This window comes from Streptomyces sp. NPDC003248 (assembly GCF_055563235.1).
This window is the reverse complement of sequence record NZ_JBVHDT010000003.1, coordinates 597314-621041: the sequence shown is the minus strand read 5'-3', so window position 1 is coordinate 621041 and position 23728 is coordinate 597314. Positions and strand designations below refer to the sequence as shown.

At 72.6% G+C, this 23728-nt stretch carries 23 protein-coding genes and 1 pseudogene; 21 read left to right on the top strand and 3 right to left on the bottom strand.

The genetic code is table 11. The annotated features are described in order from the left end of the window. Positions 1-3 precede the first annotated feature (3 nt). The 10 genes from ACZ3KJ_RS11630 to ACZ3KJ_RS11585 all read left to right on the top strand — a co-directional run bounded on the left by ACZ3KJ_RS11630 (position 4) and on the right by ACZ3KJ_RS11585 (position 10674). Positions 4-1059, top strand: a complete 1056-nt coding sequence (locus tag ACZ3KJ_RS11630; protein ID WP_467526309.1) for a permease — start codon at positions 4-6, stop codon at positions 1057-1059. Beyond that, positions 1056-1928 carry a TIGR03943 family putative permease subunit gene (locus tag ACZ3KJ_RS11625; protein ID WP_467526308.1) on the top strand — a complete coding sequence of 291 codons (873 nt, stop codon included), beginning with the start codon at positions 1056-1058 and terminating at the stop codon, positions 1926-1928. Before ACZ3KJ_RS11630 ends, ACZ3KJ_RS11625 begins: the two co-directional genes overlap by 4 nt. A gap of 145 nt (positions 1929-2073) precedes the next feature. Beyond that, entirely contained in the window at positions 2074-3231 is a 1158-nt protein-coding gene (locus ACZ3KJ_RS11620; RefSeq protein WP_467526307.1) for a terpene synthase family protein, read from the top strand. A gap of 221 nt (positions 3232-3452) precedes the next feature. Then, the gene (locus tag ACZ3KJ_RS11615; protein WP_467526306.1) at positions 3453-4538 is read left to right on the top strand and encodes an LLM class flavin-dependent oxidoreductase; all 1086 of its coding nucleotides are present in this window, start codon (positions 3453-3455) and stop codon (positions 4536-4538) included. Further along, positions 4535-5155: an FMN reductase gene (locus tag ACZ3KJ_RS11610; RefSeq protein WP_467526305.1), complete on the top strand. Its 621-nt coding sequence runs from the start codon at positions 4535-4537 to the stop codon at positions 5153-5155. Before ACZ3KJ_RS11615 ends, ACZ3KJ_RS11610 begins: the two co-directional genes overlap by 4 nt. 91 nt (positions 5156-5246) lie before the next feature. Further along, positions 5247-5966 (top strand): response regulator transcription factor, encoded by a 720-nt coding sequence (locus ACZ3KJ_RS11605; RefSeq protein WP_467526304.1) that lies wholly within the window; start codon positions 5247-5249, stop codon positions 5964-5966. A gap of 36 nt (positions 5967-6002) precedes the next feature. Next, positions 6003-7409, top strand: a complete 1407-nt coding sequence (locus tag ACZ3KJ_RS11600; protein WP_467526303.1) for a sensor histidine kinase — start codon at positions 6003-6005, stop codon at positions 7407-7409. Between the two features lie 283 nt (positions 7410-7692). After that, positions 7693-8958, top strand: coding sequence for an ArgE/DapE family deacylase (locus ACZ3KJ_RS11595; protein WP_467526302.1), 1266 nt, complete (start codon positions 7693-7695; stop codon positions 8956-8958). A gap of 116 nt (positions 8959-9074) precedes the next feature. Continuing rightward, a complete protein-coding gene (locus ACZ3KJ_RS11590; RefSeq protein WP_467526301.1) occupies positions 9075-9797 on the top strand; it encodes a hypothetical protein in 723 nt (240 codons plus the stop codon). A 196-nt stretch (positions 9798-9993) separates the two neighbouring features. Further along, on the top strand, positions 9994-10674 hold the full coding sequence (locus tag ACZ3KJ_RS11585) for a sigma-70 family RNA polymerase sigma factor (protein ID WP_467526300.1): 681 nt from the start codon (positions 9994-9996) through the stop codon (positions 10672-10674). An 87-nt stretch (positions 10675-10761) separates the two neighbouring features. On the opposite strand, the gene ACZ3KJ_RS11580 is transcribed toward ACZ3KJ_RS11585, so the two are convergent. Next, the gene (locus ACZ3KJ_RS11580; protein ID WP_467526299.1) at positions 10762-11700 is read right to left on the bottom strand and encodes a GlxA family transcriptional regulator; all 939 of its coding nucleotides are present in this window, start codon (positions 11698-11700) and stop codon (positions 10762-10764) included. A 435-nt stretch (positions 11701-12135) separates the two neighbouring features. Further along, positions 12136-12660, bottom strand: a complete 525-nt coding sequence (locus ACZ3KJ_RS11575; RefSeq protein WP_467526298.1) for a toxin-antitoxin system HicB family antitoxin — start codon at positions 12658-12660, stop codon at positions 12136-12138. Positions 12661-12721: 61 nt separating this feature from the next. On the opposite strand from ACZ3KJ_RS11575, the pseudogene ACZ3KJ_RS11570 reads away from it, so the two are divergent. Together ACZ3KJ_RS11570 and ACZ3KJ_RS11565 are read left to right on the top strand one after the other, a co-directional pair. Then, positions 12722-12877, top strand: a pseudogene (locus ACZ3KJ_RS11570) (type II toxin-antitoxin system RelE/ParE family toxin); the annotation flags it as partial. Then, positions 12877-13065, top strand: a complete 189-nt coding sequence (locus tag ACZ3KJ_RS11565; protein WP_467526297.1) for a helix-turn-helix domain-containing protein — start codon at positions 12877-12879, stop codon at positions 13063-13065. The pseudogene ACZ3KJ_RS11570 and the gene ACZ3KJ_RS11565, both read left to right, overlap by 1 nt. Positions 13066-13129: 64 nt before the next feature. On the opposite strand, the gene ACZ3KJ_RS11560 is transcribed toward ACZ3KJ_RS11565, so the two are convergent. Continuing rightward, complete coding sequence (locus tag ACZ3KJ_RS11560; protein ID WP_467526296.1) at positions 13130-13777, bottom strand: hypothetical protein; 648 nt, start codon at positions 13775-13777, stop codon at positions 13130-13132. 316 nt (positions 13778-14093) lie between these two features. Between ACZ3KJ_RS11560 and hemL the strand changes: the two genes are divergently transcribed. The 9 genes from hemL to ACZ3KJ_RS11515 all read left to right on the top strand — a co-directional run bounded on the left by hemL (position 14094) and on the right by ACZ3KJ_RS11515 (position 23689). Continuing rightward, entirely contained in the window at positions 14094-15413 is a 1320-nt protein-coding gene (gene hemL, locus ACZ3KJ_RS11555) for a glutamate-1-semialdehyde 2,1-aminomutase (RefSeq protein WP_467526295.1), read from the top strand. Beyond that, on the top strand, positions 15410-16123 hold the full coding sequence (locus ACZ3KJ_RS11550; RefSeq protein ID WP_467526294.1) for a histidine phosphatase family protein: 714 nt from the start codon (positions 15410-15412) through the stop codon (positions 16121-16123). The genes hemL and ACZ3KJ_RS11550 overlap by 4 nt, the downstream gene beginning before the upstream one ends. Before the next feature lie 228 nt (positions 16124-16351). Continuing rightward, positions 16352-17698 carry a polysaccharide deacetylase family protein gene (locus tag ACZ3KJ_RS11545; protein ID WP_467526293.1) on the top strand — a complete coding sequence of 449 codons (1347 nt, stop codon included), beginning with the start codon at positions 16352-16354 and terminating at the stop codon, positions 17696-17698. Positions 17699-17764: 66 nt separating this feature from the next. Then, the gene (locus ACZ3KJ_RS11540) at positions 17765-18394 is read left to right on the top strand and encodes a TlpA family protein disulfide reductase (protein ID WP_467526292.1); all 630 of its coding nucleotides are present in this window, start codon (positions 17765-17767) and stop codon (positions 18392-18394) included. 12 nt (positions 18395-18406) lie between these two features. Beyond that, positions 18407-19177 (top strand): cytochrome c biogenesis CcdA family protein, encoded by a 771-nt coding sequence (locus tag ACZ3KJ_RS11535; RefSeq protein ID WP_389512982.1) that lies wholly within the window; start codon positions 18407-18409, stop codon positions 19175-19177. A 3-nt stretch (positions 19178-19180) separates the two neighbouring features. Continuing rightward, complete coding sequence (resB, locus tag ACZ3KJ_RS11530; RefSeq protein WP_467526291.1) at positions 19181-20938, top strand: cytochrome c biogenesis protein ResB; 1758 nt, start codon at positions 19181-19183, stop codon at positions 20936-20938. Continuing rightward, complete coding sequence (gene ccsB / locus ACZ3KJ_RS11525) at positions 20935-22035, top strand: c-type cytochrome biogenesis protein CcsB (RefSeq protein ID WP_467526290.1); 1101 nt, start codon at positions 20935-20937, stop codon at positions 22033-22035. Before resB ends, ccsB begins: the two co-directional genes overlap by 4 nt. Positions 22036-22118: 83 nt before the next feature. Continuing rightward, positions 22119-22733: an RNA polymerase sigma factor gene (locus tag ACZ3KJ_RS11520; RefSeq protein ID WP_467526289.1), complete on the top strand. Its 615-nt coding sequence runs from the start codon at positions 22119-22121 to the stop codon at positions 22731-22733. Then, positions 22730-23689 carry a CU044_5270 family protein gene (locus tag ACZ3KJ_RS11515; RefSeq protein ID WP_467526288.1) on the top strand — a complete coding sequence of 320 codons (960 nt, stop codon included), beginning with the start codon at positions 22730-22732 and terminating at the stop codon, positions 23687-23689. The genes ACZ3KJ_RS11520 and ACZ3KJ_RS11515 overlap by 4 nt, the downstream gene beginning before the upstream one ends. Positions 23690-23728 lie beyond the last annotated feature (39 nt).

Below are 23728 nucleotides of genomic sequence, written 5' to 3'. Positions count from 1 at the left end.
GACATGGCGACCGTTCAGGACTCGTACGCGGACTCGGAGTCGGGCACGGACACGGACATACGGCCGGAGGTGGCGGAGGCCGGTTCCGCGTCCGCCGGCCGCGGGCTGCCCCGCCACTGGCCGTTGCTGCTGGCCGGCGCGGCCGTGCTGCCCGGTGCGCTGCTGGTGCTCGTCGGGCGGTCGCTGGACGACCCGGCCGTCGAGGCGTGGCGGACGGTGTGTCTGGCGGTGACCGTGCAGGCGATGCCGTTCCTGCTGCTGGGCACGGCCCTGTCGGGGGCGATCAACGCGTTCGTGCCGGCGCGGGTCTTCCACCGGCTGCTGCCCAAGCGGCCCGCGCTGGCGGTGCCGGTCGCGGGTGCGGCGGGAGTCGTCCTGCCGGGCTGCGAGTGCGCGTCGGTGCCGGTGGCGAACAGCCTGATCGGCAGGGGGGTGACCCCGGCCGCCGCGTTCGCGTTCCTGCTGTCGGCGCCCGCCGTCAACCCGGTCGTGCTCACCGCCACCGCGATCGCCTTCCCGGGCAGCCCGGAGATGGTGCTGGCCCGGCTGCTGGCCTCGCTGGTCACGGCGGCCGTGATGGGCTGGCTGTGGCTCTGGCTGGGGCGGGCGGAGTGGCTGCGGCCGACCGTACGGCACACCGGGCACCGGACCGGGCAGAGCAGGTGGACGGAGTTCCGGCGCGGCTTCCAGCACGACTTCCTGCACGCGGGCGGATTCCTGGTGGTCGGTGCGATGGCCGCGGCGACCTTCAACGTGGCGGTGCCGCGCTCGGTGGTGGACACGTTCGCCGGTTCGGCCTGGCTGTCGGTGCTGTTCCTGGCGGTGCTGGCGATCGTGCTGGCGGTGTGCTCGGAGGCCGACGCGTTCGTGGCGGCCTCGCTGAGCGGGTTCTCGCCGGTCGCCCGGCTGACGTTCATGGTGGTGGGGCCGATGGTCGACCTGAAGCTGATCGCCCTTCAGGCGGGCACCTTCGGCCGGGCCTTCGCGTGGCGTTTCTCCGCCGCCACGGCCGTGGTGGCGGTCGTGTGCAGCGCCGTGGTGGGAGGGGTACTGCTGTGAAACGGTTCGCGCAGGCGGGGTTGCTGGTGCTGAGCGGGCTGGGGCTGTTGCAGGCCTCGCTCTTCACGGAGTCGTACCTGCGGTACGTGAAGGAGGGCATGCGGCCGCTGCTGATCGTGTCGGGGGCGCTGCTGATCCTGCTGGGCGCGGCGGAGGCCTGGTCGGCGTGGAGGGGCGCGCGGGGCGGGAGCGACGGCTCCGACCACGTGGACGGCGGGGCGGAGCACGGGCGGGAGCGGGAGCGGGAGCAGCAGGCGAATCATGAGCACGAGCACGAGCAGGGGCATGAGCACGAGCAGGGGCATGAGCAAGGCCATGAGCAAGGCCATGAGCAGGGTCATGGGCACGACCACTCCGGTGTCCCCCGCGTCGCCTGGCTGCTGTTCCTGCCCGCGCTGAGTCTGCTCTTCTACGCCCCGCCCGCGCTCGGTTCCTACACCGCTTCCCGTGAGGCGCCCAAGGCCGTGGCCGTGGTGGAGGAGGACGGTTTCGAGGCGCTGCCCGCGACCTCGCCGCTGCCCATCACCCTGACCGACTTCACCCAGCGGGTGCAGCAGGACACCGCGCGGGCCATCGAGGGGCGCCAGGTCCGGATGACGGGGTTCGTCACGCCCGTCGCGGGGGGCGACGGCTGGTATCTGACCCGCATCCTGCTGTCGTGCTGTGCGGCGGACGCACAGTCGGTGAAGGTGCGCGTGTACGGCGTCGAGGCGCCTGCCGCCGACACCTGGGTGACGGTGACCGGGGCCTGGCACCCGGCCGGCTCCCTGGGGACGTCCTCGGCGGCGGTCGCGCTGGACGCGGACACCGTGGAGAAGGTCGAGCGGCCGACGAACGGATACACGGACGCGCTGCCGATCGGCTCGTGACGCCGGACGGGCCGGGGCGCGCCCTTGACGTGACGAAACCTGTTCGAGTGACTCCGCGGTTCCGCCTCGCCCGAGGCCGGTGGGCCGCGATTAGCGTGAGGGCCCCCACCAGGTCCGGCAGTCCCGTGGAGTAGTGGAGCAAGAGATGACATCTTCCCGTCACGCGCTTATGTCGCCGGCGCCGGCGCCGGGAACTCCCTTCGAGTTCCCGCGCATCCAGAAGCGGCTGCCCGTGCGCGCCCATCCGCAGCACGCGCAGATCGAGGAGGAGTGCCATCGCTGGGCCCGCCCCCACCTCGTGGACCACTTCGGCGACGAACAGCTCGCGGAGCGCCATGTCGCGCAGCGGATGGCCTACTGGGCCTGCGTGTGCTACCCGCACATGCTGGACGACCGGTGCTTCATCCTGCCGAACATCATGATCCCGGCCGGCATCTGCGACGACTCGTTTTCCCGCCCCGGCACGGACGGGGACCCCGAGCGGACGGAGGACCTGCGGCGGCGGTGGCTCGGCGTGCTCGACGACGAGCCGGTGGCCCCCGACTTCCCCGCCGGCCGGATGCTGTACGACGCCCTCGCCCCGGCGTGGCCGCAGATGCCGCAGGCGCTCGCGGACCGCTACCGAGCCGCCTTCCGGGACGTCGTCGCGTCGTCCGTCGTCGAGGCCGACGAGCGCGTCCACGACGGCATCCTGCCGTTCGACGCCTACCTGGAACTGCGGCTGACCGATCTGTTCGGCCACTGGGCCACCTGCCAGACCGAATACGCCCTCGGGTGCGACCTCACCGCCGAACTCGCCACGGACGCCACCCTCGCCAAGGCCCGGGACCTGGCCGTCAACCACATGACCCTGGTCAACGACCTCTTCTCCGTCCCCTTCTCCGTTCCCGCGGGGAGCCACCTCCCCTCCTCCCCCGAGGAGTGCGAGGCCGGCGAGGCCATGGACTCCCTGGGGCTCCTCATGCGCACCGAGTCGCTCTCCCTCCAGCAGGCGGCCGACCGACTCGCCGAGCTCATCGCGTGGACCGAGGACGCGTTCTGCCGCGCGTGCGCCGACATCGTCCACCGGGACGGGCCGGCCCACCCCGACGTGCCGCGCTACCTGAACGAACTGGGGCACCTCATCAGCGGCAACCGGCACTACCGCACGCTCGTCGCCCGCTCCCGCGGCGACGCCGTGGGCGAGGGGAGGGGGAAGGCGTCCGGGACGGTGACCCTCGGGCGCCTCGGGACCGTCCACACGCCACGCACCCACCGGGAAGCGGGCACCGTACGGCACCTCGACGGCACCGACGGCGACTGACACCGCACCGCCGCACCACCCGGCCTATCGCCCTCGCCCTCGGCAGACCCCACGCCGAGGGCGAGGGCATACCCCATATCCCATACCCATACCCCATACCCCGTACCCCCCGCCGCTCCCACCAGCTCCGCGGCGACGGAAGACGCCCGGGGAATACCCGGCGACAGCGCACAGTTCCAGGGGTATAGTTGAAGCATCAACAACTTGAAGGGTGAGCGGCCATGCAGTTCGGGATCTTCACGGTCGGCGACGTCACGCCGGACCCCACCACGGGACGTACGCCGACCGAGCGCGAGCGGATCAAGGCCATGGTCGCCATCGCGCTGAAGGCCGAGGAGGTCGGCCTGGACGTCTTCGCGACCGGCGAGCACCACAACCCGCCGTTCGTGCCGTCGTCCCCGACCACGATGCTCGGCTACATAGCCGCGCGGACGGAGAAGCTGATCCTCTCCACCTCGACCACCCTCATCACCACCAACGACCCGGTGAAGATCGCCGAGGACTTCGCGATGCTCCAGCACCTGGCCGACGGGCGCGTCGACCTGATGATGGGGCGCGGCAACACCGGGCCGGTCTACCCCTGGTTCGGACAGGACATCCGGCAGGGCATCAACCTCGCCGTCGAGAACTACGCCCTGCTGCACCGGCTGTGGCGCGAGGACGTCGTCGACTGGGAGGGCAAGTTCCGCACGCCGCTCCAGGGCTTCACCTCGACGCCCCGGCCGCTGGACGGCGTCGCGCCGTTCGTCTGGCACGGTTCCATCCGCTCGCCGGAGATCGCCGAGCAGGCCGCCTACTACGGCGACGGCTTCTTCCACAACAACATCTTCTGGCCCGCCGACCACACCAAGCGCATGATCGAGCTGTACCGGAAGCGGTACGCGCACTACGGGCACGGCACGCCCGAGCAGGCCATCGTCGGCCTCGGCGGCCAGGTGTTCATGCGGAGGAACTCGCAGGACGCCGTCCGCGAGTTCCGGCCGTACTTCGACAACGCCCCCGTGTACGGGCACGGGCCCTCGCTGGAGGAATTCACCGAGCAGACCCCGCTGACCGTCGGTTCGCCGCAGCAGGTGATCGAGAAGACGCTGTCCTTCCGCGAGTACGCCGGCGACTACCAGCGCCAGCTGTTCCTGATGGACCACGCCGGGCTGCCGCTGAAGACCGTGCTGGAGCAGCTCGACCTGCTCGGCGAGGAGGTCGTGCCCGTGCTGCGCAAGGAGTTCGCCAAGGACCGCCCGGCCGACGTGCCGGACGCCCCGACCCACGCTTCCCTCAAGGCCGCCCAGGAGGTGACCGTCGCATGAAGCTCGTCGTCGTCTCGGCCGGGCTGAGCGTCCCGTCGTCCACCCGCCTGCTGGCCGACCGGCTGGCCGCCGCCACCGCCGAGCGGGTCTCGGCGGCGGGGGCGGCGCCGGAGGTGCAGGTCGTGGAGTTGCGCGACCTCGCCGTGGAGATCGCGCACCACTTCACCAACGGCTTCCCCGGGCGGAAGCTGGCGGCCGCGCTGGACGCGGTCGCCGACGCGGACGGACTGATCGTCGTCACGCCGGTGTTCTCCGCGTCGTACAGCGGACTGTTCAAGTCGTTCTTCGACGTCATGGAGAAGGACGCGCTGGCCGGGAAGCCGGTCCTGATCGCCGCCACCGGAGGGACGGCCCGGCACTCGCTGGTGCTGGAGCACGCCCTGCGTCCGCTCTTCGCCTACCTGCGGGCCGTCGTCGTCCCGACCGGGGTCTACGCCGCCTCCGAGGACTGGGGCGCGGAGGGGCTGCCGGAGCGCGTCGAACGGGCGGCGGGGGAGCTGGCGGCGCTGGTCGGCGGCCTGTCGGCGGCCGGTCCCGCCCGGCCGGCCCTCGACCGGGCGGCCCTCGACGTCGTGCCCTTCGAGGAGCAGCTCGCCGCGCTGCGGCCGGCGGGGTGAGAGGAGTCCCCGGGTGAGAGGCGCGTAAGAAGGGCGCCGGGTGAGCCGCCCGTCACGGCGGACGGCCGGGGCGGCTTGGCAGACTGGCCCCGTGCCTCCCACCGTGCTCCTCGCCGAAGACGACCGCGCGATCCGTCACGCCCTGGAACGGGCCCTGACCCTGGAGGGTTACGAGGTGACGGCGGTCGCCGACGGCGTCGAGGCGCTCGCGCACGCCCACCGGACGCCCCCGGACGTGCTCGTCCTGGACGTCATGATGCCCGGCATCGACGGCCTCCAGGTCTGCCGCGTGCTGCGCGCCGAGGGCGACAGCACGCCCATCCTGATGCTGACGGCGCTCGTGGAGACCGCTGATCGGATCGCCGGGCTGGACGCGGGCGCCGACGACTACGTCGTGAAACCCTTCGACGTCGAGGAGGTCTTCGCCCGGCTGCGGGCCCTGCTGCGCCGCACCGGTCCGACACCGGCGGCGGCCCCCGTCGACGTACCGAAGCCGGCCGCGGCCTCCGCCCGCCACCTGGAGGCCGCCGGACTGCGCATGGACCCGCAGGCGCGGCGCGCCTGGCGCGGCGAGCGGGAGCTGGAGCTGACCCGCACCGAGTTCGAACTGCTGGAACTGCTCGTGCGCAACGCCGGCGTCGTCCTCGACCACTCCACGATCTACGACCGCATCTGGGGCTACGACTTCGGCCCCGGCTCCAAGAACCTCGCCGTCTACGTCGGCTACCTGCGCCGCAAGCTCGACGCGCCCGGCGCCCCGCAGCTGATCCACACCGTGCGGGGCGTGGGTTACGTGCTGCGGGAAGACTGAGGGGCGGACCCGGTGGGCGGCCGCCCGAGGCGGTGGATGTCCCGGCGGCGCTGGCGGCTCGTCTCGCTGCGCACCACCTTCGCGGTGTCCTTCGCCGCCGTGACCGCCGCCGTCACCGTCCTCGTCGGCGTGCTGTCCTACTCGGCCGCCGCCCGGCTGGTGCGGGTGGACCAGGAGTCGGTGTTCGACGAGGTCGTGCAGGACCTGCGGGACGAGGTGCGCCAGCGTGCCATGCACCCCGGGGACTTCTCCTCCGCCGCGCCGGGCCACGACATCGTGCGCCCGGCCCGCACGGACGTGCAGGTGCTCGGCCCGGACGGGGCGGTCGTCGACCCCGGCAGCCCCGGGCTGCCGGTCGTGGCCGCCGACCGGGACGTCGCCGCCGCCCCGACGGCGGGGACGCTCACCGAGCACGAGGACGTCGACGTCGGCAACGACGTCTACCGCGTCGCGACCGTCGCGCTGGGCGGCGGGCGGGGCGCCGTGCAGGTCGCCCAGGAGTTCAGCGACACGGAGGACCTGCTGCGCGCGCTCCTGCGGCGGACGCTGCTGCTGATGGCCGCGGTCGTGACCGCCGCGGGCCTGTTCGGCTGGTGGCTGGCCCGGCGCATCACCCACCGCCTGGTCATCCTCACCACCGCGGCGGAGGACGTCGCCCGCACCCGCCGGCTGGGCGTCCAGGTGCCCGTCACCGGCTACGACGAGGTCGGCCGCCTCGGCCGCGCCTTCGACCGCATGCTGGGCCGCCTCGCCCAGTCCGAGGAGGACCAGCGGCGCCTGGTCCAGGACGCGGGCCACGAACTGCGCACCCCGCTGACCTCCCTCCGTACGAACATCTCGCTGCTGCGCCGCATCGACGAGCTGCCCCCCGCCAGCCGCGACGAACTCGTCGCCGACCTCGGCCAGGAGGCCCGCGAGCTCACCGACCTCGTCAACGAGCTGGTCGACCTCGCCGCCGGCCAGTCCGACACCGAACCGCCCCGCCGCATCGACCTCGCCGACCTCGCCGAGGAGGTCGCCGTCCTCGCCCGCCGGCGAACCGGCCGGCAGATCCTGGTCCGCGCGAGCGGCGACACCACCACCCACGGGCGGGCGGGCATGCTCCAGCGGGCCGTGTCCAACCTCGTCGAGAACGCCACCAAGTTCGACCGCGGGGGCCGGGCACCCGTCGAGATCAACGTCACCGGCCCCGCCCGGCCCGGCACGGTCCGCGTGGAGGTCCTCGACCGCGGCCCCGGCATCACCGACGCCGACCTCACCCGCGTCTTCGACCGCTTCTACCGCGCGGCGGACGCGCGCTCCCTGCCGGGCTCCGGCCTGGGCCTGTCCATCGTCCGCGAGGTGGCCCTGTCCCACGGCGGGGCCCCGTTCGCCCACGGGCGGGCGGGAGGCGGCTCGGTGATCGGGTTCACGGTGGGGGGACACCGGGGGAGCGAGGCGTGATGTCCGTGGTCGACGCGCTCGTACGGCGGCGCCGGGGTCGGGGGCGGCCGGGTCCGACGGCGGGCGCGGACGACGCGGCCTCGGTCCGCGGCGTACGAACGGGCCGGGATGAGCAGGTATGCCTTGGGGGCGGCGAGCGACGGCGGGCCGAGCGGTGCGCCGGGCGACGGAGGGCCGCCGGACGAGGAGGGCCGCGTCGTCCGCCGGGTGGGGGGCGAGCGGCCGAGCGGTCCGCCGGGCGTCCGCGGGCCGGACGGTCCGCGGACAGGGAGGGAGTCGACGCATGCTGAACGACCAGGAAGCCGCCGTGCTGGCGGCGATCGACGGGGCGGCCGCCGCGCGGACCCTGCTGGAGCTGATCGCGATACCCAGCGTCACCGGCAGCGCCGCCGAGTCCGAGATCCAGCACCACCTCGCCGGACGGCTGGAGCGGCTCGGGCTCGACGTCGACCTGTGGGGCATGGACCTGCCCGCCCTGTACGCGCACCCCGGATTCCCGGGGACGGAGGCGCCCCGGGAGGAGGCCTGGGGGCTCGTGGGACACACGCCCGACGGGGGCGACGGGCCGACCCTGATCCTCCAGGGGCACGTGGACGTCGTACCGCCCGGGGACCTCGCGGCCTGGGAGGGCGACCCGTTCGCGCCCCGGGTGAACGGGGACGTGGTGCACGGGCGCGGCGCCTGCGACATGAAGGCCGGGCTCGCCGCCCACCTGGCCGCGCTGGCGGCGGTCCGGGCGGCCGGCGTGCGGCTGCGCGGGCGGGTCGCGGTGCACTTCGTCGTCGGGGAGGAGGACGGCGGGCTCGGCACCTTCGGCACCCTGCACCGCGGTCACACCGGCGACGCGTGCCTCATCGCCGAGCCGACGGCCGGGACGGTGATCACCGCCAACGCCGGAGCACTCACCTTCCGGATCGCCGTCCCCGGCAGGGCCGCGCACGCCAGCTCGCGCGAGGCCGGGGTCAGCGCGATCGACGCCTACCTGCCGCTGCACCGCGCGCTGGCCCGGCTCGAAGCCGTACGCAACCGGACCCCCGACCCGCTCCTCGCCGAATACCCGATCCCCTACTCCCTCTCCGTGGGCACCCTGCGCTCCGGGGACTGGGCGAGCAGCGTGCCGGACCTGCTCCTCGCGGAGGGGCGGCTGGGGGTGCGGCTGGGCGAGGACCCGGCCGAGGCGCGGGCGGCCCTGGAACGGTGCGTGGCCGAGGCGTGCGCGGCCGACCCCTGGCTGCGCGAGCATCCGGCGACGGTGACCTGGCCGGGCGGGCAGTTCGCGAGCGGACGGCTCCCGGCGGGGCATCCGCTGCGCGACACCGTGGCCGGGGCGTACGCCGACGCGACCGGCGCCCCGCGCCCGAGGGAGCGCGGCGCGACGTACGGCAGCGACCTGCGGCTGTACGCCGCTGCCGGGATCCCGGCCCTCCAGTTCGGTCCGGGCGACATCGCGGTCGCGCACAGCGCGCGGGAGCACGTGTCCGTACGGGAGGTGGTGGACGCGGCGCGCGCGGTGGCGCTGACGGTGCTGCGGACGGTCGGGACCAAGTGAGGGACCGGTGCGGGCCGTTGGTGTCCTGGATCACACGTCATGAGGTGAGTGCGGACCCGGGGTGATTCCCGTACCCACCCTTGACGAGCGAAGTCCGGGTGCGACGATGAGGCGTCATGACGGCAGGGTGGTGTTCCCGCACGGTTCGGGCCGCGGTGTTCGCGGCCGTCTGCGTGCTGCTCGCCGCCCTGGGCCACGTCATGATGTCCGGCGGTTCCGTCCCCGCGGGGGCGCTGGCCGCGGGCGCGGCCGTGACCGGTGCGGCGGGCTGGTGCCTGGCGGGCCGGGAGCGCGGGCTGCCCCTGATCGTGACGGTCGTGGTCGCCGCCCAGACGGCACTGCACTGGGCGTTCTCCCTCGCGCAGCGGGCTGGGACGGGAACGACGGGAACGACGGGACCGGCCGCCGGCGGCATGGACTCCATGGACTCAATGAACTCCATGGGCTCCATGGGCTCCATGGGGTCCATGGACATGGGGTCCATGGGGCACGGGATGCACGCCATGGGGCACATGGAGGGCATGGGGGGCATGGGGCACGCCGGGACGGGCGGCTTCATGGGCGGCTCGTCGTCGTTCGGCATGCTCGCCGCCCACCTGCTCGCCGCGCTGCTGTGCGGCCTGTGGCTGGCCCACGGCGAGAAGGCCGCGTTCCGCATCCTGCGTGCCGTCGCCGGATGGCTGGCCGCGCCACTGCGGGTGCCGCTCGCTCCGCCCGCCGTCCAGGTCCGCCCCCGCCCGCGCCCGCGTCGCCCCCGTTCGGACCGGGCGCCGGGCCTTCTTCCGCTCGTCCACGCCATCACCTCTCGGGGTCCCCCTGCGGGGACGGCTGTCGTCTGAGGACAGCTGGTGTCCCGGGGCCGCGCCCGTGCGCGCCCCGGGCTCGGTCGTACGCCCACCCGCCCGCCGCCGCGTTGTCGCGGCGCCGCATCTCCGCGCCGTAGGCCGACCGACCTCCCCCTTTCACCGGACCGACCGCCCGCGCCCGCGTGGGCCCGGACCGGATCTCGCATCCCGAGAAGGACACCTGGTGACCATGAGTACTGCTGTGCCCGCTGCTCGTCGTACTGCCGTGCCCGCCCCACGCGGCACGACCGGCACGACCGGCACACCGTCGTCGCTCGACGAGTCGATCACGGCATGGGCGCTCGCCGCGCGAGGCGGGGACACGGACGCCGTCGAGCGGTTCGTGCGTGCCGTGCACCGTGACGTCCAGCGCTACGTCGCCCATCTGTGCGGCGATCCGCAGGCCGTCGACGACCTCGCGCAGGACACGTTCCTGCGGGCGCTCGGCAGCCTGCACCGCTTTGAGGGCCGCTCCTCGGCGCGCGCCTGGCTGCTGTCCATCGCCCGCCGCGCGGTGATCGACAGCCTCCGGCGCGCCGCCGCCCGGCCCCGCCTGTCCGACGTGTCGGACTGGCAACGGGCCGTCGAGCAGGCGCAGCCGCGGGACCTGCCCGGCTTCGACGACGGCATCGCCCTGCTGGATCTGCTGGCGTCGCTGCCGGACGAGCGGCGGGAGGCGTTCGTCCTCACGCAGTTGGCCGGCCTGCCCTACGCGGACGCGGCCGAGCTCAGCGACTGCCCCGTCGGCACGGTCCGCTCCCGGGTCGCCCGGGCCCGGGCGACCCTGATGGACCTGCTCGACGCCGGAGCCACCGCCCCCGTCCTGGAGGCGGTGGGGGAGGAGGCCCGGCCCGCCGCTCTGGCGGCCTGAGCCCCGGTACCAGGGTGAGTACGAGGACGAGGGGGTGTCGGTGCCCGCAGTGGACGGCCGGCCGCGCGCCTCTGGCCGACGTCACGGTCAGCTGAAGGTGCGGCGGTAGGCGTGCGGGCTGACCCCCGTGGTGCGTTTGAAGCGTTCACGGAAGGCGGTGGGGGAGCCGAAGCCGACCTGGGCGGCGATGCGTTCCACGGGGTGGTCGGTGGTCTCCAGCAGGTGCTGGGCCTGGCGGACGCGGGCGCGGTGGAGCCACTGGAGCGGCGTGGTGCCGGTCTGTTCGCGGAAGCGCCGGATCAGGGTGCGCGTGCTGGTCCCGGCGCGGGCGGCGATGTCGTCCAGGCTGAGGTCGTGGCCCAGGTTCTCCTGCAACCAGCAGAGCAGCGGTTCGAGTACCGATCCCTGGGGCCGGGGCGGGTGGTCGGGGACGATGAACTGCGCCTGCCCGCCCTCCCGTTCGAGAGGCATGACGGACAGGCGGGCGGCGTCGGCGGCGACGGCCGAGCCGTAGTCCCGGCGGATCATGTGCAGGCACAGGTCCAGTCCCGCGGCGGCACCCGCCGAGGTGAGGATCTGCCCGTTGTCCACGTACAGGACCGTCGGGTCGACCTCGACGTCCGGGTGGGCGGCGGCCAGGAGGCCGGCCGCGGTCCAGTGGGTGGTGGCCCGCAGGCCGTCGAGGAGTCCGGTGGCGGCCAGCGGGAAGGTGCCCGAGCAGATGGAGGCGATCCGCGTGCCCTTCCCGGCGGCCGCCCGCAGCGCGTCCCGGACGGCCGGGGGGAGCGGGGCCGCGGGATCGGCCGTGCCCGGCACGATGACCGTGTCCGCGTCCGCGAGTGCCTCCAGCCCCCAGGGCGCGCGCAGGGTGAAGGCTCCCGTGTCCACCTCCGGGTGTTCCGCGCACACGCGGACCCGGTAGCCGGGCCGTCCGTCCGGCAGCCGGGTGCGGGCGAAGACCTCGAGCGGCGTGGACAGGTCGAACGGGATGACCTGGTCCAGCGCGAGCACGGCGACGGTGTGCATGACGGGGAACGTACCGTGCCGCCGGTCCGCCGCTGATCCGCCGCCGGTCCGCTGCTGATCCGCCGCCGGTCCGCCGGTCAGCCGCTTCCGCCGGTCCGCCGGTCAGCCGCCGGTCCACGGATCGGCCCCGGATCGCCCCCGGTAGGCCCCCGCCGGCCGTCCGGCCCAGCTCGGTGACCGCGTCGGGACCTTCCCGGCCTCTCTCCCGACGGCCGTCTGCTCTGCTCATCACTTCCGCACCGGCGGCATCAGGTCCGCCGGTGCGGCCGGCCTGCTGGTGGAGAACGGCTTCGACGCGGTCGACACGAGCCGTGGCCTCGTCGACCGGCGTGCCGCCGGCGGACCGCTCACCACCCGGTGAGCGGTCCGCCCCGGTGAGCACCCCCGCCCCGGTGAGCACCCCCGCCCCGGTGAGCACCCCCGCCCCTACGAGCCCTAGCGCACCCACCCGGTGTACTGCTGCCCACCATTCCGGTTCGACGTGACGGAGGATCGGGCGCGTATGCCGCCGCTCTCGACGGCCGCGTTCACCGCGCGCACCAGCCACGCGTTGACCGACAGGCCCTCGCGTGCGGCCGCCTCCTCGGCGCGCGCCTTGAGCGGGGCCGGAAGCCGCAGGTTGACCCGCGCGGTGGTGCTGTCCTCGTCGGTGGGTGCCGGAGCCGGTGCCTTCAGCGGCTCGGGCCGGTCGGCCGGCCTCTCGAAACCGGCGTCACCCGGCGGCGGTGTCACGACGAAGTCGGGGTCGAGCCCCCGCAGCCGTACGTCGACGGAGCCGGGGGCGAGTTCACGGGTGATCTCGTCCATGGCGGCGGACAGCACGTTCAGCAGGGTCAGCCGGGCCGCCGACTCCAGCGGAGCGGTCAGCCGCTCGGCCAGCTCGCGGGCGTCCTCCCCACCGGCTTCCGCGGCCACCGCGAGTTCCCGGCGGAGTGTGTCGACATACGGCGTGAGGTCCATGACGCCATGGTGGCACCTGGCCGGGCGCGTGGGGCCACCGCGGCTGTCAGGTGCGTACTGACTCGCTCCCGGGCAGCGGAACGTTCTGCTGACGGTGTCCCGTAAGACGAGGATGCGCGAGGCGGCGGAAGTCGAACGTGCGCAGCAGGCCCAGAAGGCCCGCGAGGCGGAGCACGGCCGGGCCGAGCACACCTACGATCGGCGCAAGGAGAGCTGATGGATCACAGCACGTGGAGGACGCGTCGGGCCGGCATGACGCGGCCTCAGGTGTCCCGGATGGAGGGCGGCGACACCGTGCCTGCTCTCCCGCTGCCGCGACGCCTGGCCAGGGCCCTGGACGGCACCCTGAACCTGACCATCGACGAGGGCGACTCCGCCGTCACTTTCACCCCGCACGCCGCCTGAGACCGATCCCCGCCCGGTCCGCTGAGGACGTCGTCGACCTGAGTCGGTGCGCGTCGTGGTTGTCTCAGGGCCACACAAGGCAGTACGGCTGATGCCCCGCCTCATGCAGCCGGTGGCTGAAGTCCTGCCACTCGTGCAGCAGTTGGTACACGTTGAACGCGTCCCGCGGACCGCCCCGGTCCGGCACCGTCGACCAGATGAAGGCCGCCGCGCCGACCGCCTCCTCGCCGATGTCGCGGAGGGGGTCCACCACCGTCATGGGGAGTTTGACCACGGCGTAGTCGGGGTGCAGGACGACCAGTTCCAGCGGGGGGACCCGGTGCAGCGGGACGCCCTCGATGCCCGTCAGGACCATCGCCGCCATCGTCTCGGGCTTGATCTTGGTGAACATGCCGTTCATACCGAGCTCGTCGCCGCCGAGTTCCTCGGGGCGCATCGAGATCGGGACGCGGGCCGCGGTCGCGCCGTCCGGCGCGCCGAAGTACTTGTACGTCACCCCCACCCGACCACCATTCCTGATCCCCGCCCGCGGGCCGTCCGTCCGGCGGTCGGTCCGCCGGTCGGTCGGCTGGGGCTCACTCGGTACGCCTTGTGCCTGACGTGCTTCGGTACTGTCCGCAGCTGCCTCCGCGTCGCGCCGGTGCCTTCCCCGCCGGGCACGTCGAGGACCCAGGTCATCAGTCCCCTCGCCCAGTCCGCCACCGCGATGCATATCTCCACCCGACTGCTTTTCTAGGACGCGTGGCGCCCGCCGCGCAACCCGATCATCGTGTCAGTGACCTCCCCCGCGGCCGCCCGCCGAAACGTGCGGTGAAACACCTGTCCGCAGGATCTTCGCAGCCCTCCGGCACATCGTCGGCGCGGGCCGCGTCCAGTGCCCACAGTTTCGCAGATGGCGGACGGGACGGACGGGTAAGCCGGGCTGCCGGTGGCGGCCCCGCTGCCGCCGGACCGCCCTGGCCTACCCTGAGGATGTCACTGGCAACCGCAGTCCCAGAAGTCGGAGAAGGTCGGAGTAGCCGCAGGTCATGAGCGAAATGCCTTATTCATACGATGCGCCCGTCTCGCAGGCCCTGTTCGACCGTGCGGCCGCCGTCACGCCAGGTGGTGTGAACTCGCCGGTGCGCGCCTTCCGCGCCGTGGGCGGCACGCCCCGGTTCATGGTGTCCGGCCGCGGTCCGTACCTGACCGACGCCGACGGGCGGGAGTACGTCGATCTCGTCTGTTCCTGGGGACCCATGATCCTCGGGCACTCGCACCCCGAGGTCCTCGCCGCCGTGCAGGAGGCCGTCGTCCGCGGCACCTCCTTCGGTACGCCCGGTGAGGGCGAGGTCGCGCTCGCCGAGGAGATCGTCGCGCGGGTCGCGCCGGTCGACCAGGTGCGGCTCGTCTCCAGCGGGACCGAGGCCACCATGTCGGCCATCCGGCTCGCCCGCGGGTTCACCCGGCGCACCAAGGTGATCAAGTTCGCCGGCTGCTACCACGGTCACGTGGATTCCCTGCTCGCCGCGGCGGGCTCCGGCGTCGCCACCTTCGCGCTGCCCGACACCCCGGGTGTCACCGGCGCCCAGGCCGGCGACACCATCGTGCTGCCGTACAACGACCTGGAGGCCGTGCAGGAGGCCTTCCACCGGCACCCCGGCGAGATCGCCTGCGTGATCACCGAGGCCTCCCCGGGCAACATGGGCGTCGTGCCGCCGCTGCCCGGGTTCAACCAGGGGCTCAAGGACGCCTGCGCGAACAACGGCGCCCTCTACATCTCCGACGAGGTCATGACCGGCTTCCGCACGAGCCGCGCCGGCTGGTACGGCGTCGACGGGGTCAAGCCGGACCTGATGACCTTCGGGAAGGTGATGGGAGGCGGGTTCCCGGCCGCGGCCTTCGGCGGCCGTGCCGACGTCATGGCGCACCTCGCGCCCGCCGGGCCCGTCTACCAGGCCGGCACCCTCTCCGGGAACCCGATCGCGACCGCCGCCGGGCTCGCCCAGCTCCGGCTCCTCGACGACGCCGCCTACGCCACGCTCGACGCCGTCTCCGCGCAGATCCGGGGGCTGGTGTCGGAGGCGCTGTCCAAGGAGGGCGTCGCGCACACCGTGCAGAGCGCCTCCAACATGTTCTCCGTCTTCTTCACGGACCGCGCGGTGCGCACCTACGAGGACGCCAAGGCGCAGGACTCCTTCCGCTTCACGGCGTTCTTCCACTCGCTGCTGGCGAACGGCGTCTACCTGCCGCCGTCGTCCTTCGAGTCGTGGTTCGTGTCCACGGCCCATGACGAGCGGGCCGTCCAGCGGATCGCCGACGCCCTCCCGGCGGCGGCCCGAGCGGCGGCGGAGGCCACGGCGGCATGAGCGTCAGCAGCAGCGACAACGGCAACGGCACCAACGGCAGCGACATCACCGTCGTCCACCTCATGCGCCACGGTGAGGTGGCCAACCCGGACGGCATCCTCTACGGCCGGCTCGCCGGCTACCACCTCTCCGAGCTCGGCCGGCGGATGGCCGACCGGGTCGCCGAGCACCTCGCCTCCCGGGACGTCACCCACGTCTGCGCCTCCCCGCTGGAGCGGGCGCAGGAGACGGCGACCCCCATCGCCAAGGCGCACGGCCTGGACCTCGCCACCGACGAGCGGCTCATCGAGGCCGACAACGTCTTCCAGGGCAAGACCTTCGGCGTCGGCGACGGCGCCCTGCGCCGGCCCGAGAACTGGCGGCACGTCTACAACCCGTTCAAGCCGTCCTGGGGCGAGCCGTACGTCGACCAGGTGGTGCGCATGATGGGCGCGCTGAACGCCGCCAAGGACCGGGCGCGGGGGCACGAGGCGGTGCTCGTCAGCCACCAGCTGCCGATCTGGACCGTGCGGTCCTACGTCGAGCGGCGGCGGCTGTGGCACGACCCGCGCAGGCGGCAGTGCACGCTCGCCTCCCTGACGACGTTCACCTACCGGGGCGACACGATCGTCTCCGTCGGGTACAGCGAGCCCGCCCTGGACCTCGTACCGGCCCACCTGCGCGCCGGCGCCAAGCCGGTGAAGGGGAAGGGCAAGGCCTTCGGGGCGTAGGCCCCTGCCGCCGACCCGCCGACCCGCCGACCCGCCGACCCGCCGACCCGCCGGCCCTCCGATCCGCCGGCCCCGTCGACCTGCCGTTCCGCCGTTCCGCCGATCCGTCGCTCCGCACGGGCGTCCACCGAACGCCTGTTACGGAATCCGCACGTATCGGCGGAACCCTCCCGTTCGTCCCGTGCTCTGACCGGGTGACCACCAGAGCACGCGACGGACGGGGATGTCATGCGCACTCTCACCCGCAGGGGAGCACTCGGACTCGGGGCGGCGGCCGCGGCCGCCGTCGGACTCGCGGGGTGCGCCGACCTCGCCTCCTCGGACGCTTCGGGCACCGGCCCGGGTTCCGGGGAGAATCGTTCCGGCTCGGCCGCGGGCGGCTCGGGGAGCACGCCCCCGGTCACCGTCCGCCCCCTCGGTGACGGCTCCACCTCGTTCACCGGCCGGCAGCCCCGCCAGCCGGCCGCGCCGGAGCCGCTGGAGCCCGGCCAGGAGCCGCCGCAGTTCGTCGTCTTCTCCTGGGACGGGGCCGGCGAGGTCGGCAACGGCCTCTTCCCGCGCTTCCTGGACCTCGCCGAGGAGCACGGCGCGTCCATGACCTTCTTCCTCTCCGGGCTCTACCTCCTGCCCGAGTCGAAGAAGCGGCTCTACGACCCGCCCAACAACACGCGCGGCGCCTCCGACATCGGCTACCTCACCGACGCGCACATCAGGGACACCCTCACCAACCTCCGCCGCGCCTGGCTGGAGGGGCACGAGATCGGCACCCACTTCAACGGGCACTTCTGCGCCGGGAGCGGCTCCGTCGGCAACTGGACCCCGCGGCAGTGGCGCAGCGAGATCGACCAGGCCAGGTCGTTCGTGAAGGAGTGGCGCACCAACACCGGGTGGACCGACCTGCCCGCGCTCCCCTTCGACTACGACAAGGAACTCGTCGGCGGCCGCACGCCCTGCCTCCTCGGCCAGGACAACCTGCTGCCCACCGCCCGCGACCTCGGCTGGCGGTACGACGCCTCCTCCTCCGGGGGCCGCCAGGTCTGGCCGGACAAGAAGCAGGGCCTGTGGGACCTGCCGTTGCAGCAGATACCGTTCCCCGGACGCGGGTTCGAGGTCCTCTCCATGGACTACAACATGCTGGCCAACCAGTCGGTCAACTCCACCAACGCGCCCCGCCACAACTACCCGGGCTGGCGGGAGCAGTCCGCCCAGTCCTACATCCAGGGGTTCCGGCGGGCGTACGAGACGAACCGCGCGCCCTTCTTCGTCGGCAACCACTTCGAGCAGTGGAACGGCGGCATCTACATGGACGCCGTGGAGGAGGCCTTCACGCACATGGCGCGGGAGAAGGAGAAGGGCGCGGACGTGCGGCTGGTGTCCTTCCGGCAGTTCACGGACTGGATCGACGTACAGCGGCCCGAGGTGCTCGACCGGCTGCGGACGCTCGACGTCGGGCAGCGGCCGGCCGGCGGCTGGAAGGCGTTCCTGGCGGACGCCGGCAGGGGCACGACCACCGGCACCGCCACGGACGCGGGCACGGGCACCGGCACGGACGCGGGCCCGGAAGCCGCCGCCTGAAATGCGCGTTTCTCCGGCGAGGGGGGGTGGGCAAGATCCCCAGAACGGGCATGCGAAACTTTTCACATGAGTGCCGCCAGCCGCGCCCCCCTGCGCTCGACCGCCAGGATCCGCTCGCGTCGCGCCGCCCTGACGACCACAGGTGGCGTCGTCGCGGCGCTGCTCGTCTCCGCCTGCACCTCCGGAGGCGTCTCCGGCGGAGGCGGTGACACCAACTTCGTCATGGGCAAGGACGGCATCTCCACCGTCGCGAAGGGCGAGCGCGACGCGGCCCCCGACCTGTCCGGCGAGACCATCGACGGCGAGCAGCTCGCGGTCTCCTCCTACAAGGGCAAGGTCGTCGTCCTGAACGTCTGGGGGTCCTGGTGCGCCCCGTGCCGCGCCGAGGCCGCCAACTTCCAGAAGGTCTCCACGGACCTGGCGTCGAAGGGCGTGCAGTTCGTCGGCATCAACGTCGCCGACCCGCAGGTCAAGAGCGCCCTCGCCTTCGAGAAGCAGTACGGCGTCACCTACCCGAGCCTGTACGACCCGAGCAGCAAGCTGATGCTCCGCTTCGAGAAGGGCACCCTCAACCCGCAGGCGATCCCCTCCACACTGGTCCTGGACCGGCAGGGGAAGATCGCGGCACGCTCCCTCGCCGCGCTCAGCGAGGAGAAGCTGCGCTCCATGATCAAGCCGGTCCTCGCGGAGAAGTGACGGAGAAGTGACGTGACCTCAGTCACCACGCTCGCCGCGGAGGGCTACAACGGCACGGTGCTCAACGGCGCCCTGCTGGTCGCCCTGCCCCTCGCGCTGCTCGGCGGCCTCGTCTCCTTCTTCTCCCCGTGCGTCCTGCCGCTGGTGCCCGGCTACCTCTCCTACGTCACCGGCGTCACCGGCACCGATCTGGGCGAGGCCCGGCGCGGCCGGATGGTCGCGGGCGCCTCGCTGTTCGTGGCCGGCTTCACCGTCGTGTTCGTCTCCGGCGGGGCCCTGTTCGGCTACTTCGGCCAGACGCTCCAGGAGCAGCAGGGCGCCTTCTCCAAGGTGCTGGGCGTCCTGATGATCCTCCTGGGCGTGTTCTTCATGGGGCTGATGCCCTGGATGACCCAGCGGGAGTTCCGCTTCCACCGCCGGCCGGTGACCGGGCTGGTCGGCGCCCCCGTGCTCGGCGCGCTGTTCGGCATCGGCTGGACGCCGTGCATCGGCCCGACGCTCGCCTCCGTGCTCGCCCTGTCCTCGCAGCAGTCGAGCGCGGGCCGCGGGGCGCTGCTGACCGTCGCCTACTGTCTCGGCCTCGGCGTGCCGTTCGTGCTCGCCGCGGTCGCCTTCCGCAAGGCGCTCGGCGCCTTCGGCTGGGTCAAGCGCCACTATGTCTGGGTGATGCGGATCGGCGGCACGATGATGATCGTGACCGGTCTGCTGCTGCTGACCGGCGCGTGGGACAGCCTCGTGCAGGACATGCAGTCCTGGTCCACCGGCTTCACTGTGGGGATCTGATCCATGAGCAAGACCACTACGACCGGTGCGCCGACCGGCGACACACCGGCCGCCGCCCCCGACGACCAGGACCTCGGCGCGGCCGGCTCCCAGTTGTCCACCGCACCCGAGGAGGGACCGCCCACCCTGCCCTCCCTGGGCGTCGTCGGCTGGGCCCGCTGGTTCTGGCGGCAGCTGACCTCGATGCGGGTCGCCCTGCTGCTCCTGCTGCTGCTGGCGCTCGGCGCGATCCCCGGCTCGCTGATCCCGCAGACCGGCAACGACGCCACCAAGGTGGCCGAGTTCCAGGACGACCACCCCACCCTGGCGCCGATCTACGACAAGCTCGGCCTCTTCCACGTCTACGGCTCGGTGTGGTTCTCCGCGATCTACATCCTGCTGTTCGTCTCCCTCATCGGCTGCATCGTGCCCCGCACCTGGCAGTTCACGGGCCAGCTGCGCGGCCGTCCGCCGGGCGCGCCCCGGCGGCTGACCCGGCTGCCCGCGTACACGACGTGGCGCACGGAGGCGGAGCCGGAGCAGGTGCGCGAGGCCGCGCTGGCCCTGCTGAAGAAGCGCCGCTTCCGCGCGCACCTCGCCGGTGACGCGGTCGCCGCCGAGAAGGGCTACCTGCGCGAGGTCGGCAACCTCGCCTTCCACATCGCGCTGATCGTGATGCTGACCGCCTTCGCCTGGGGCCAGCTCTTCAAGTCCGAGGGCAACAAGCTCCTCGTCGAGGGCAACGGCTTCTCCAACACCCTCATCTCCTACGACGACTTCAAGTCCGGCAACCTCTTCTCGACGGACGACCTGACCCCGTTCAGCTTCTCCCTGAACGACTTCACCGGCACCTACGAGGTCTCCGGCCCCAACAAGGGCACCGCGCGCACCTTCAAGGCCTCCCTCACCTACTCCGAGGGCGCCTACGGCAAGGATGAGAAGACCGTCGTCGAGGTCAACCACCCGCTGGAGATCGGCGACTCCAAGGTCTACCTCACCGCGCACGGCTACGCGCCCGTCATCACCGTCCGGGACGGCAAGGGCGAGGTCGTCTTCCAGGACGCCGTGCCGCTGCTGCCGCTCGACTCCAACGTCACCTCCTCCGGCGTGATCAAGGTCCTCGACGGCTACAAGAACGCCAAGGGCGTCTCCGAGCAGCTCGGCATCCAGGCCTTCTTCCTGCCGAGCTACGCCGAGGGCAACGAGACGGCCTCCACGTTCCCCGCGCTGCTGAACCCGGTGCTGAACCTGGAGCCGTACCACGGCGACCTCGGCGTCAACTCCGGCATCCCGCAGAGCGTGTACCAGCTCGACAAGACGCACATGAAGGAGTTCAAGGACTCCAAGGACCTCCAGCTGCGGGGGAACCTCACGCCCGGTGAGACCCTGACGCTGCCCGACGGCGCCGGCTCGATCACCTACGAGGGCACCAAGGAGTGGGCGAACTTCCAGGTCACGCAGCAGCCCGGCAGCGGCTGGGCGCTGGGCGGCGCGATCGCCGCGATCTTCGGCCTGGCCGGTTCCCTGTTCATCCAGCGCCGCCGCGTGTGGGTGCGCGCGGTGAAGGGCGCCGACGGTGTGACGGTCGTCGAGATGGCCGGACTCGGCCGCAGCGAGTCCGCCAAGGTGCCCGAGGAGCTCGGTGACCTCGCCGGCCTCCTCTACGACCGGGCCCCCGGCGCGCCCGACCCCGACCCGGCCTCGGACCCCGACGCCGACGCCACACACGACGCCACCACCCCCGACCCTCACGTCGTACCTGCCGAAGGGGCTGAGAAGTGACTCTCGCCGCCGCAACCGAGTTGGCCGCCGCGACCAACGAGAACCTCGCGAACATCAGCAACACGCTGATCTACTCCGCGATGGCCGTGTACACCCTGGCCTTCTTCGCCTACATCGCCGAATGGCTCTTCGGCAGCCGCAGCAAGGTCGGCCGCACCGCCGCCGCGCTCACCGCCGACGCGCAGGCGAAGGCGAAGGGCCCGGCCGTCACGGTGCAGCGCAACGGCGGCACCGCCGTCCTGGAACGGCCGCAGGTCGTCGTACGGGCCGCGGCCGGCGCGCGGGACGTGCCCGACGGGCCGGGCGCGCACGGCGGGGACGAGCAGGGCGACCTCTACGGGCGGATCGCCATCTCCCTCACGGTGCTGGCCTTCCTGGTCGAACTGGGCGGGGTCGTCGCCCGCGCGGCCTCGGTGCAGCGGGCGCCCTGGGGCAACATGTACGAGTTCAACATCACCTTCTCGACCGTGGCCGTCGGCGTGTACCTCGGGCTGCTGGCGCTGAAGAAGAACGTGCGCTGGCTCGGCCTGTTCCTGATCACCACGGTCCTGCTCGACCTCGGTCTCGCCGTCACCGTCCTCTACACCGCCAGTGACCAGCTGGTCCCCGCCCTGCACTCCTACTGGCTGTACATCCACGTCTCCACCGCGATCTTCTGCGGCGCGGTGTTCTACGTCGGCGCGGTGGCCACGCTCCTGTACCTGTTCAAGGACTCCTACGAGAACAAGCTGGCGAGCGGCGGCAAGCCCGGCCGGTTCGCGAACTCGGTCCTGGACCGGCTGCCCGCGTCGGCCTCGCTCGACAAGTTCGCCTACCGGGTCAACGCGGCCGTCTTCCCGCTGTGGACGTTCACGATCATCGCGGGCGCGATCTGGGCGGGCGACGCCTGGGGCCGCTACTGGGGCTGGGACCCCAAGGAGACCTGGTCCTTCATCACCTGGGTCGCCTACGCCGGCTACCTGCACGCCCGCGCCACGGCCGGCTGGAAGGGCCGCAAGGCCGCCTACCTGGCCCTGCTCGCCTTCGCCTGCTGGCTGTTCAACTACTACGGCGTCAACATCTTCGTCTCCGGCAAGCACTCCTACGCCGGCGTCTGAGAACAAACCGCTCACGGCTGAGGCCGGTTCCGGTGACCTGGGTCACGGGAACCGGCCTTTGTCGTGCGGACAGGTAGAGGGGCGTGGATACGACTCTGGGGAATCTGAGGAAACGCATCCGCGCGGGGGACCACGACGCCTTCGGCGAGCTCTTCGACGCGTACGCGCGGTCCGTCTACAACCATGCCTACCGGCTCACGGGGGAGTGGTCGGTGGCCGAGGAGGTCGTGTCGCTGACCTTCCTGGACGCCTGGCGGCTGCGCGGGAGGCTCGACGAGGACGGCGGTTCGCCGCGCCCCTGGCTGCTGGGCATCGCCACCAACGTCACGCGCAACACCCGCCGCGCGGCCCGACGGCACGCGGCGGCCGTCGCCCGGCTCCCGCGCGGGGAGACCGTACGGGACTCCGCCGACGAGGTGGCCGACCGGGTGGACGACACGGCTCGGCTGGCCCTCGTGCGGACCGCGCTGGCGAAGCTGCGGCGGGCCGAGCGGGAGGTGCTGGTGCTGTGCGTGTGGTCGGGGCTGGACTACGCGGCGGCCGCGGAGGCGCTCGGGGTGCCGGTAGGGACCGTACGGTCACGGCTCTCCCGGGCCAGGAAAAAACTCGCGAACCATATGGAACCACCCCTGAGTGTCGGACAGATGAGAGATGACCGCGGCACCGCGGTCGGGCCCCTGAGGGAGGGAACCCGATGAACCACCTGCCTGAGAAGGACCTTCCGCCGGGCCGTCACCGACTCCTCAAGGAGCATCTGATGACCGAGATCCGGCAGCACCCCGAGGAAGCGCCCGCGCGCCCGAGAAGCCCGTGGCTGCGGCCCGCGCTCACGGCGGCGGCCGTGGCGACCGCGGCAGCGGTCGCCTTCACGGTCCTGCCGTCGTCCGGCGGAGCCGACGCCGGGCCGCGTGTGACGTCGGCGGCGACCTTGCTGGAGGACGTCGCGCTGGCTGCCGCGCACGACGACGGGTACGGCGAGATCCGCGACGACCAGTTCGTGTATGTCGAAAGCGAGGTGTCCTCCACGACGATCGCGCACGACGGGAAGGTGGTCCACGTGCCCGTGCACCGTACGGAGACCTGGGTCTCCGTGGACGGCACGGGCGAGACCCTGGTGCGAGACGGGTCGGACGGCCGCGAGGTGCGCCATCCGGCCAGTGCACCGGGAACGGAGATGTTCAGCCATTTCGTCGGCTACAACTACCTGAAGTCCCTGCCCACCGAGGCTGACGGGATGTACGACCTTTTGCTCGAGTTCTCCCCCCGGATCCACTTCGGCTCGTTCATCGCGCCAGAGGAGGGGGAGTACGACAGGAGCCAGAGCTTGATCCTGCTGGCCGGCGGTCTGCTGAACGACTCGATCGTGCCGCCGGCGCAGAGCGCCGCGCTCTACCGGGCCGTCGCCCGTGTCCCCGGTGTGACGGTGGTCGCGGACTCGGTCGACGCCCGGGGGCGGCACGGTGTCGGGATCACACGCGCGGATTCCAAGCTGCCGATGCGCCTCGAGTGGACCTTCGACGAGGAGACGCATGAGCTTCTCGGGCAGCGGACGACCCTCACCCGGGACTACCGGGGCATGAAGAAGGGGACGGTGCTCAGCGAGACCGCCGTTCTGCGCCGCGCCGTGGTCGACAAGGCGGGCGAGCGACCGTGACCGCGTGCGCGAGCCCGGACCAGGGGTCAGGCTGGTGTC

What these genes read in the sequence shown, in the direction of transcription:
- ACZ3KJ_RS11515 (WP_467526288.1), top strand. Translation starts at nt 22,730, where the DNA reads ATGAACCACCTGCCTGAGAAGGACCTTCCGCCGGGCCGTCACCGACTC.
- ACZ3KJ_RS11585 (WP_467526300.1), top strand. Translation starts at nt 9,994, where the DNA reads ATGAGTACTGCTGTGCCCGCTGCTCGTCGTACTGCCGTGCCCGCCCCA.
- hemL (WP_467526295.1), top strand. Translation starts at nt 14,094, where the DNA reads ATGAGCGAAATGCCTTATTCATACGATGCGCCCGTCTCGCAGGCCCTG.
- ACZ3KJ_RS11565 (WP_467526297.1), top strand. Translation starts at nt 12,877, where the DNA reads ATGGATCACAGCACGTGGAGGACGCGTCGGGCCGGCATGACGCGGCCT.
- resB (WP_467526291.1), top strand. Translation starts at nt 19,181, where the DNA reads ATGAGCAAGACCACTACGACCGGTGCGCCGACCGGCGACACACCGGCC.
- ACZ3KJ_RS11600 (WP_467526303.1), top strand. Translation starts at nt 6,003, where the DNA reads ATGTCCCGGCGGCGCTGGCGGCTCGTCTCGCTGCGCACCACCTTCGCG.
- ACZ3KJ_RS11610 (WP_467526305.1), top strand. Translation starts at nt 4,535, where the DNA reads ATGAAGCTCGTCGTCGTCTCGGCCGGGCTGAGCGTCCCGTCGTCCACC.
- ACZ3KJ_RS11590 (WP_467526301.1), top strand. Translation starts at nt 9,075, where the DNA reads ATGACGGCAGGGTGGTGTTCCCGCACGGTTCGGGCCGCGGTGTTCGCG.
- ACZ3KJ_RS11560 (WP_467526296.1), bottom strand. Translation starts at nt 13,777, where the DNA reads ATGCATCGCGGTGGCGGACTGGGCGAGGGGACTGATGACCTGGGTCCT.
- ACZ3KJ_RS11630 (WP_467526309.1), top strand. Translation starts at nt 4, where the DNA reads ATGGCGACCGTTCAGGACTCGTACGCGGACTCGGAGTCGGGCACGGAC.
- ACZ3KJ_RS11580 (WP_467526299.1), bottom strand. Translation starts at nt 11,700, where the DNA reads ATGCACACCGTCGCCGTGCTCGCGCTGGACCAGGTCATCCCGTTCGAC.
- ACZ3KJ_RS11595 (WP_467526302.1), top strand. Translation starts at nt 7,693, where the DNA reads ATGCTGAACGACCAGGAAGCCGCCGTGCTGGCGGCGATCGACGGGGCG.
- ACZ3KJ_RS11545 (WP_467526293.1), top strand. Translation starts at nt 16,352, where the DNA reads ATGCGCACTCTCACCCGCAGGGGAGCACTCGGACTCGGGGCGGCGGCC.
- ACZ3KJ_RS11550 (WP_467526294.1), top strand. Translation starts at nt 15,410, where the DNA reads ATGAGCGTCAGCAGCAGCGACAACGGCAACGGCACCAACGGCAGCGAC.
- ACZ3KJ_RS11620 (WP_467526307.1), top strand. Translation starts at nt 2,074, where the DNA reads ATGACATCTTCCCGTCACGCGCTTATGTCGCCGGCGCCGGCGCCGGGA.
- ACZ3KJ_RS11615 (WP_467526306.1), top strand. Translation starts at nt 3,453, where the DNA reads ATGCAGTTCGGGATCTTCACGGTCGGCGACGTCACGCCGGACCCCACC.
- ACZ3KJ_RS11575 (WP_467526298.1), bottom strand. Translation starts at nt 12,660, where the DNA reads ATGGACCTCACGCCGTATGTCGACACACTCCGCCGGGAACTCGCGGTG.
- ACZ3KJ_RS11540 (WP_467526292.1), top strand. Translation starts at nt 17,765, where the DNA reads ATGAGTGCCGCCAGCCGCGCCCCCCTGCGCTCGACCGCCAGGATCCGC.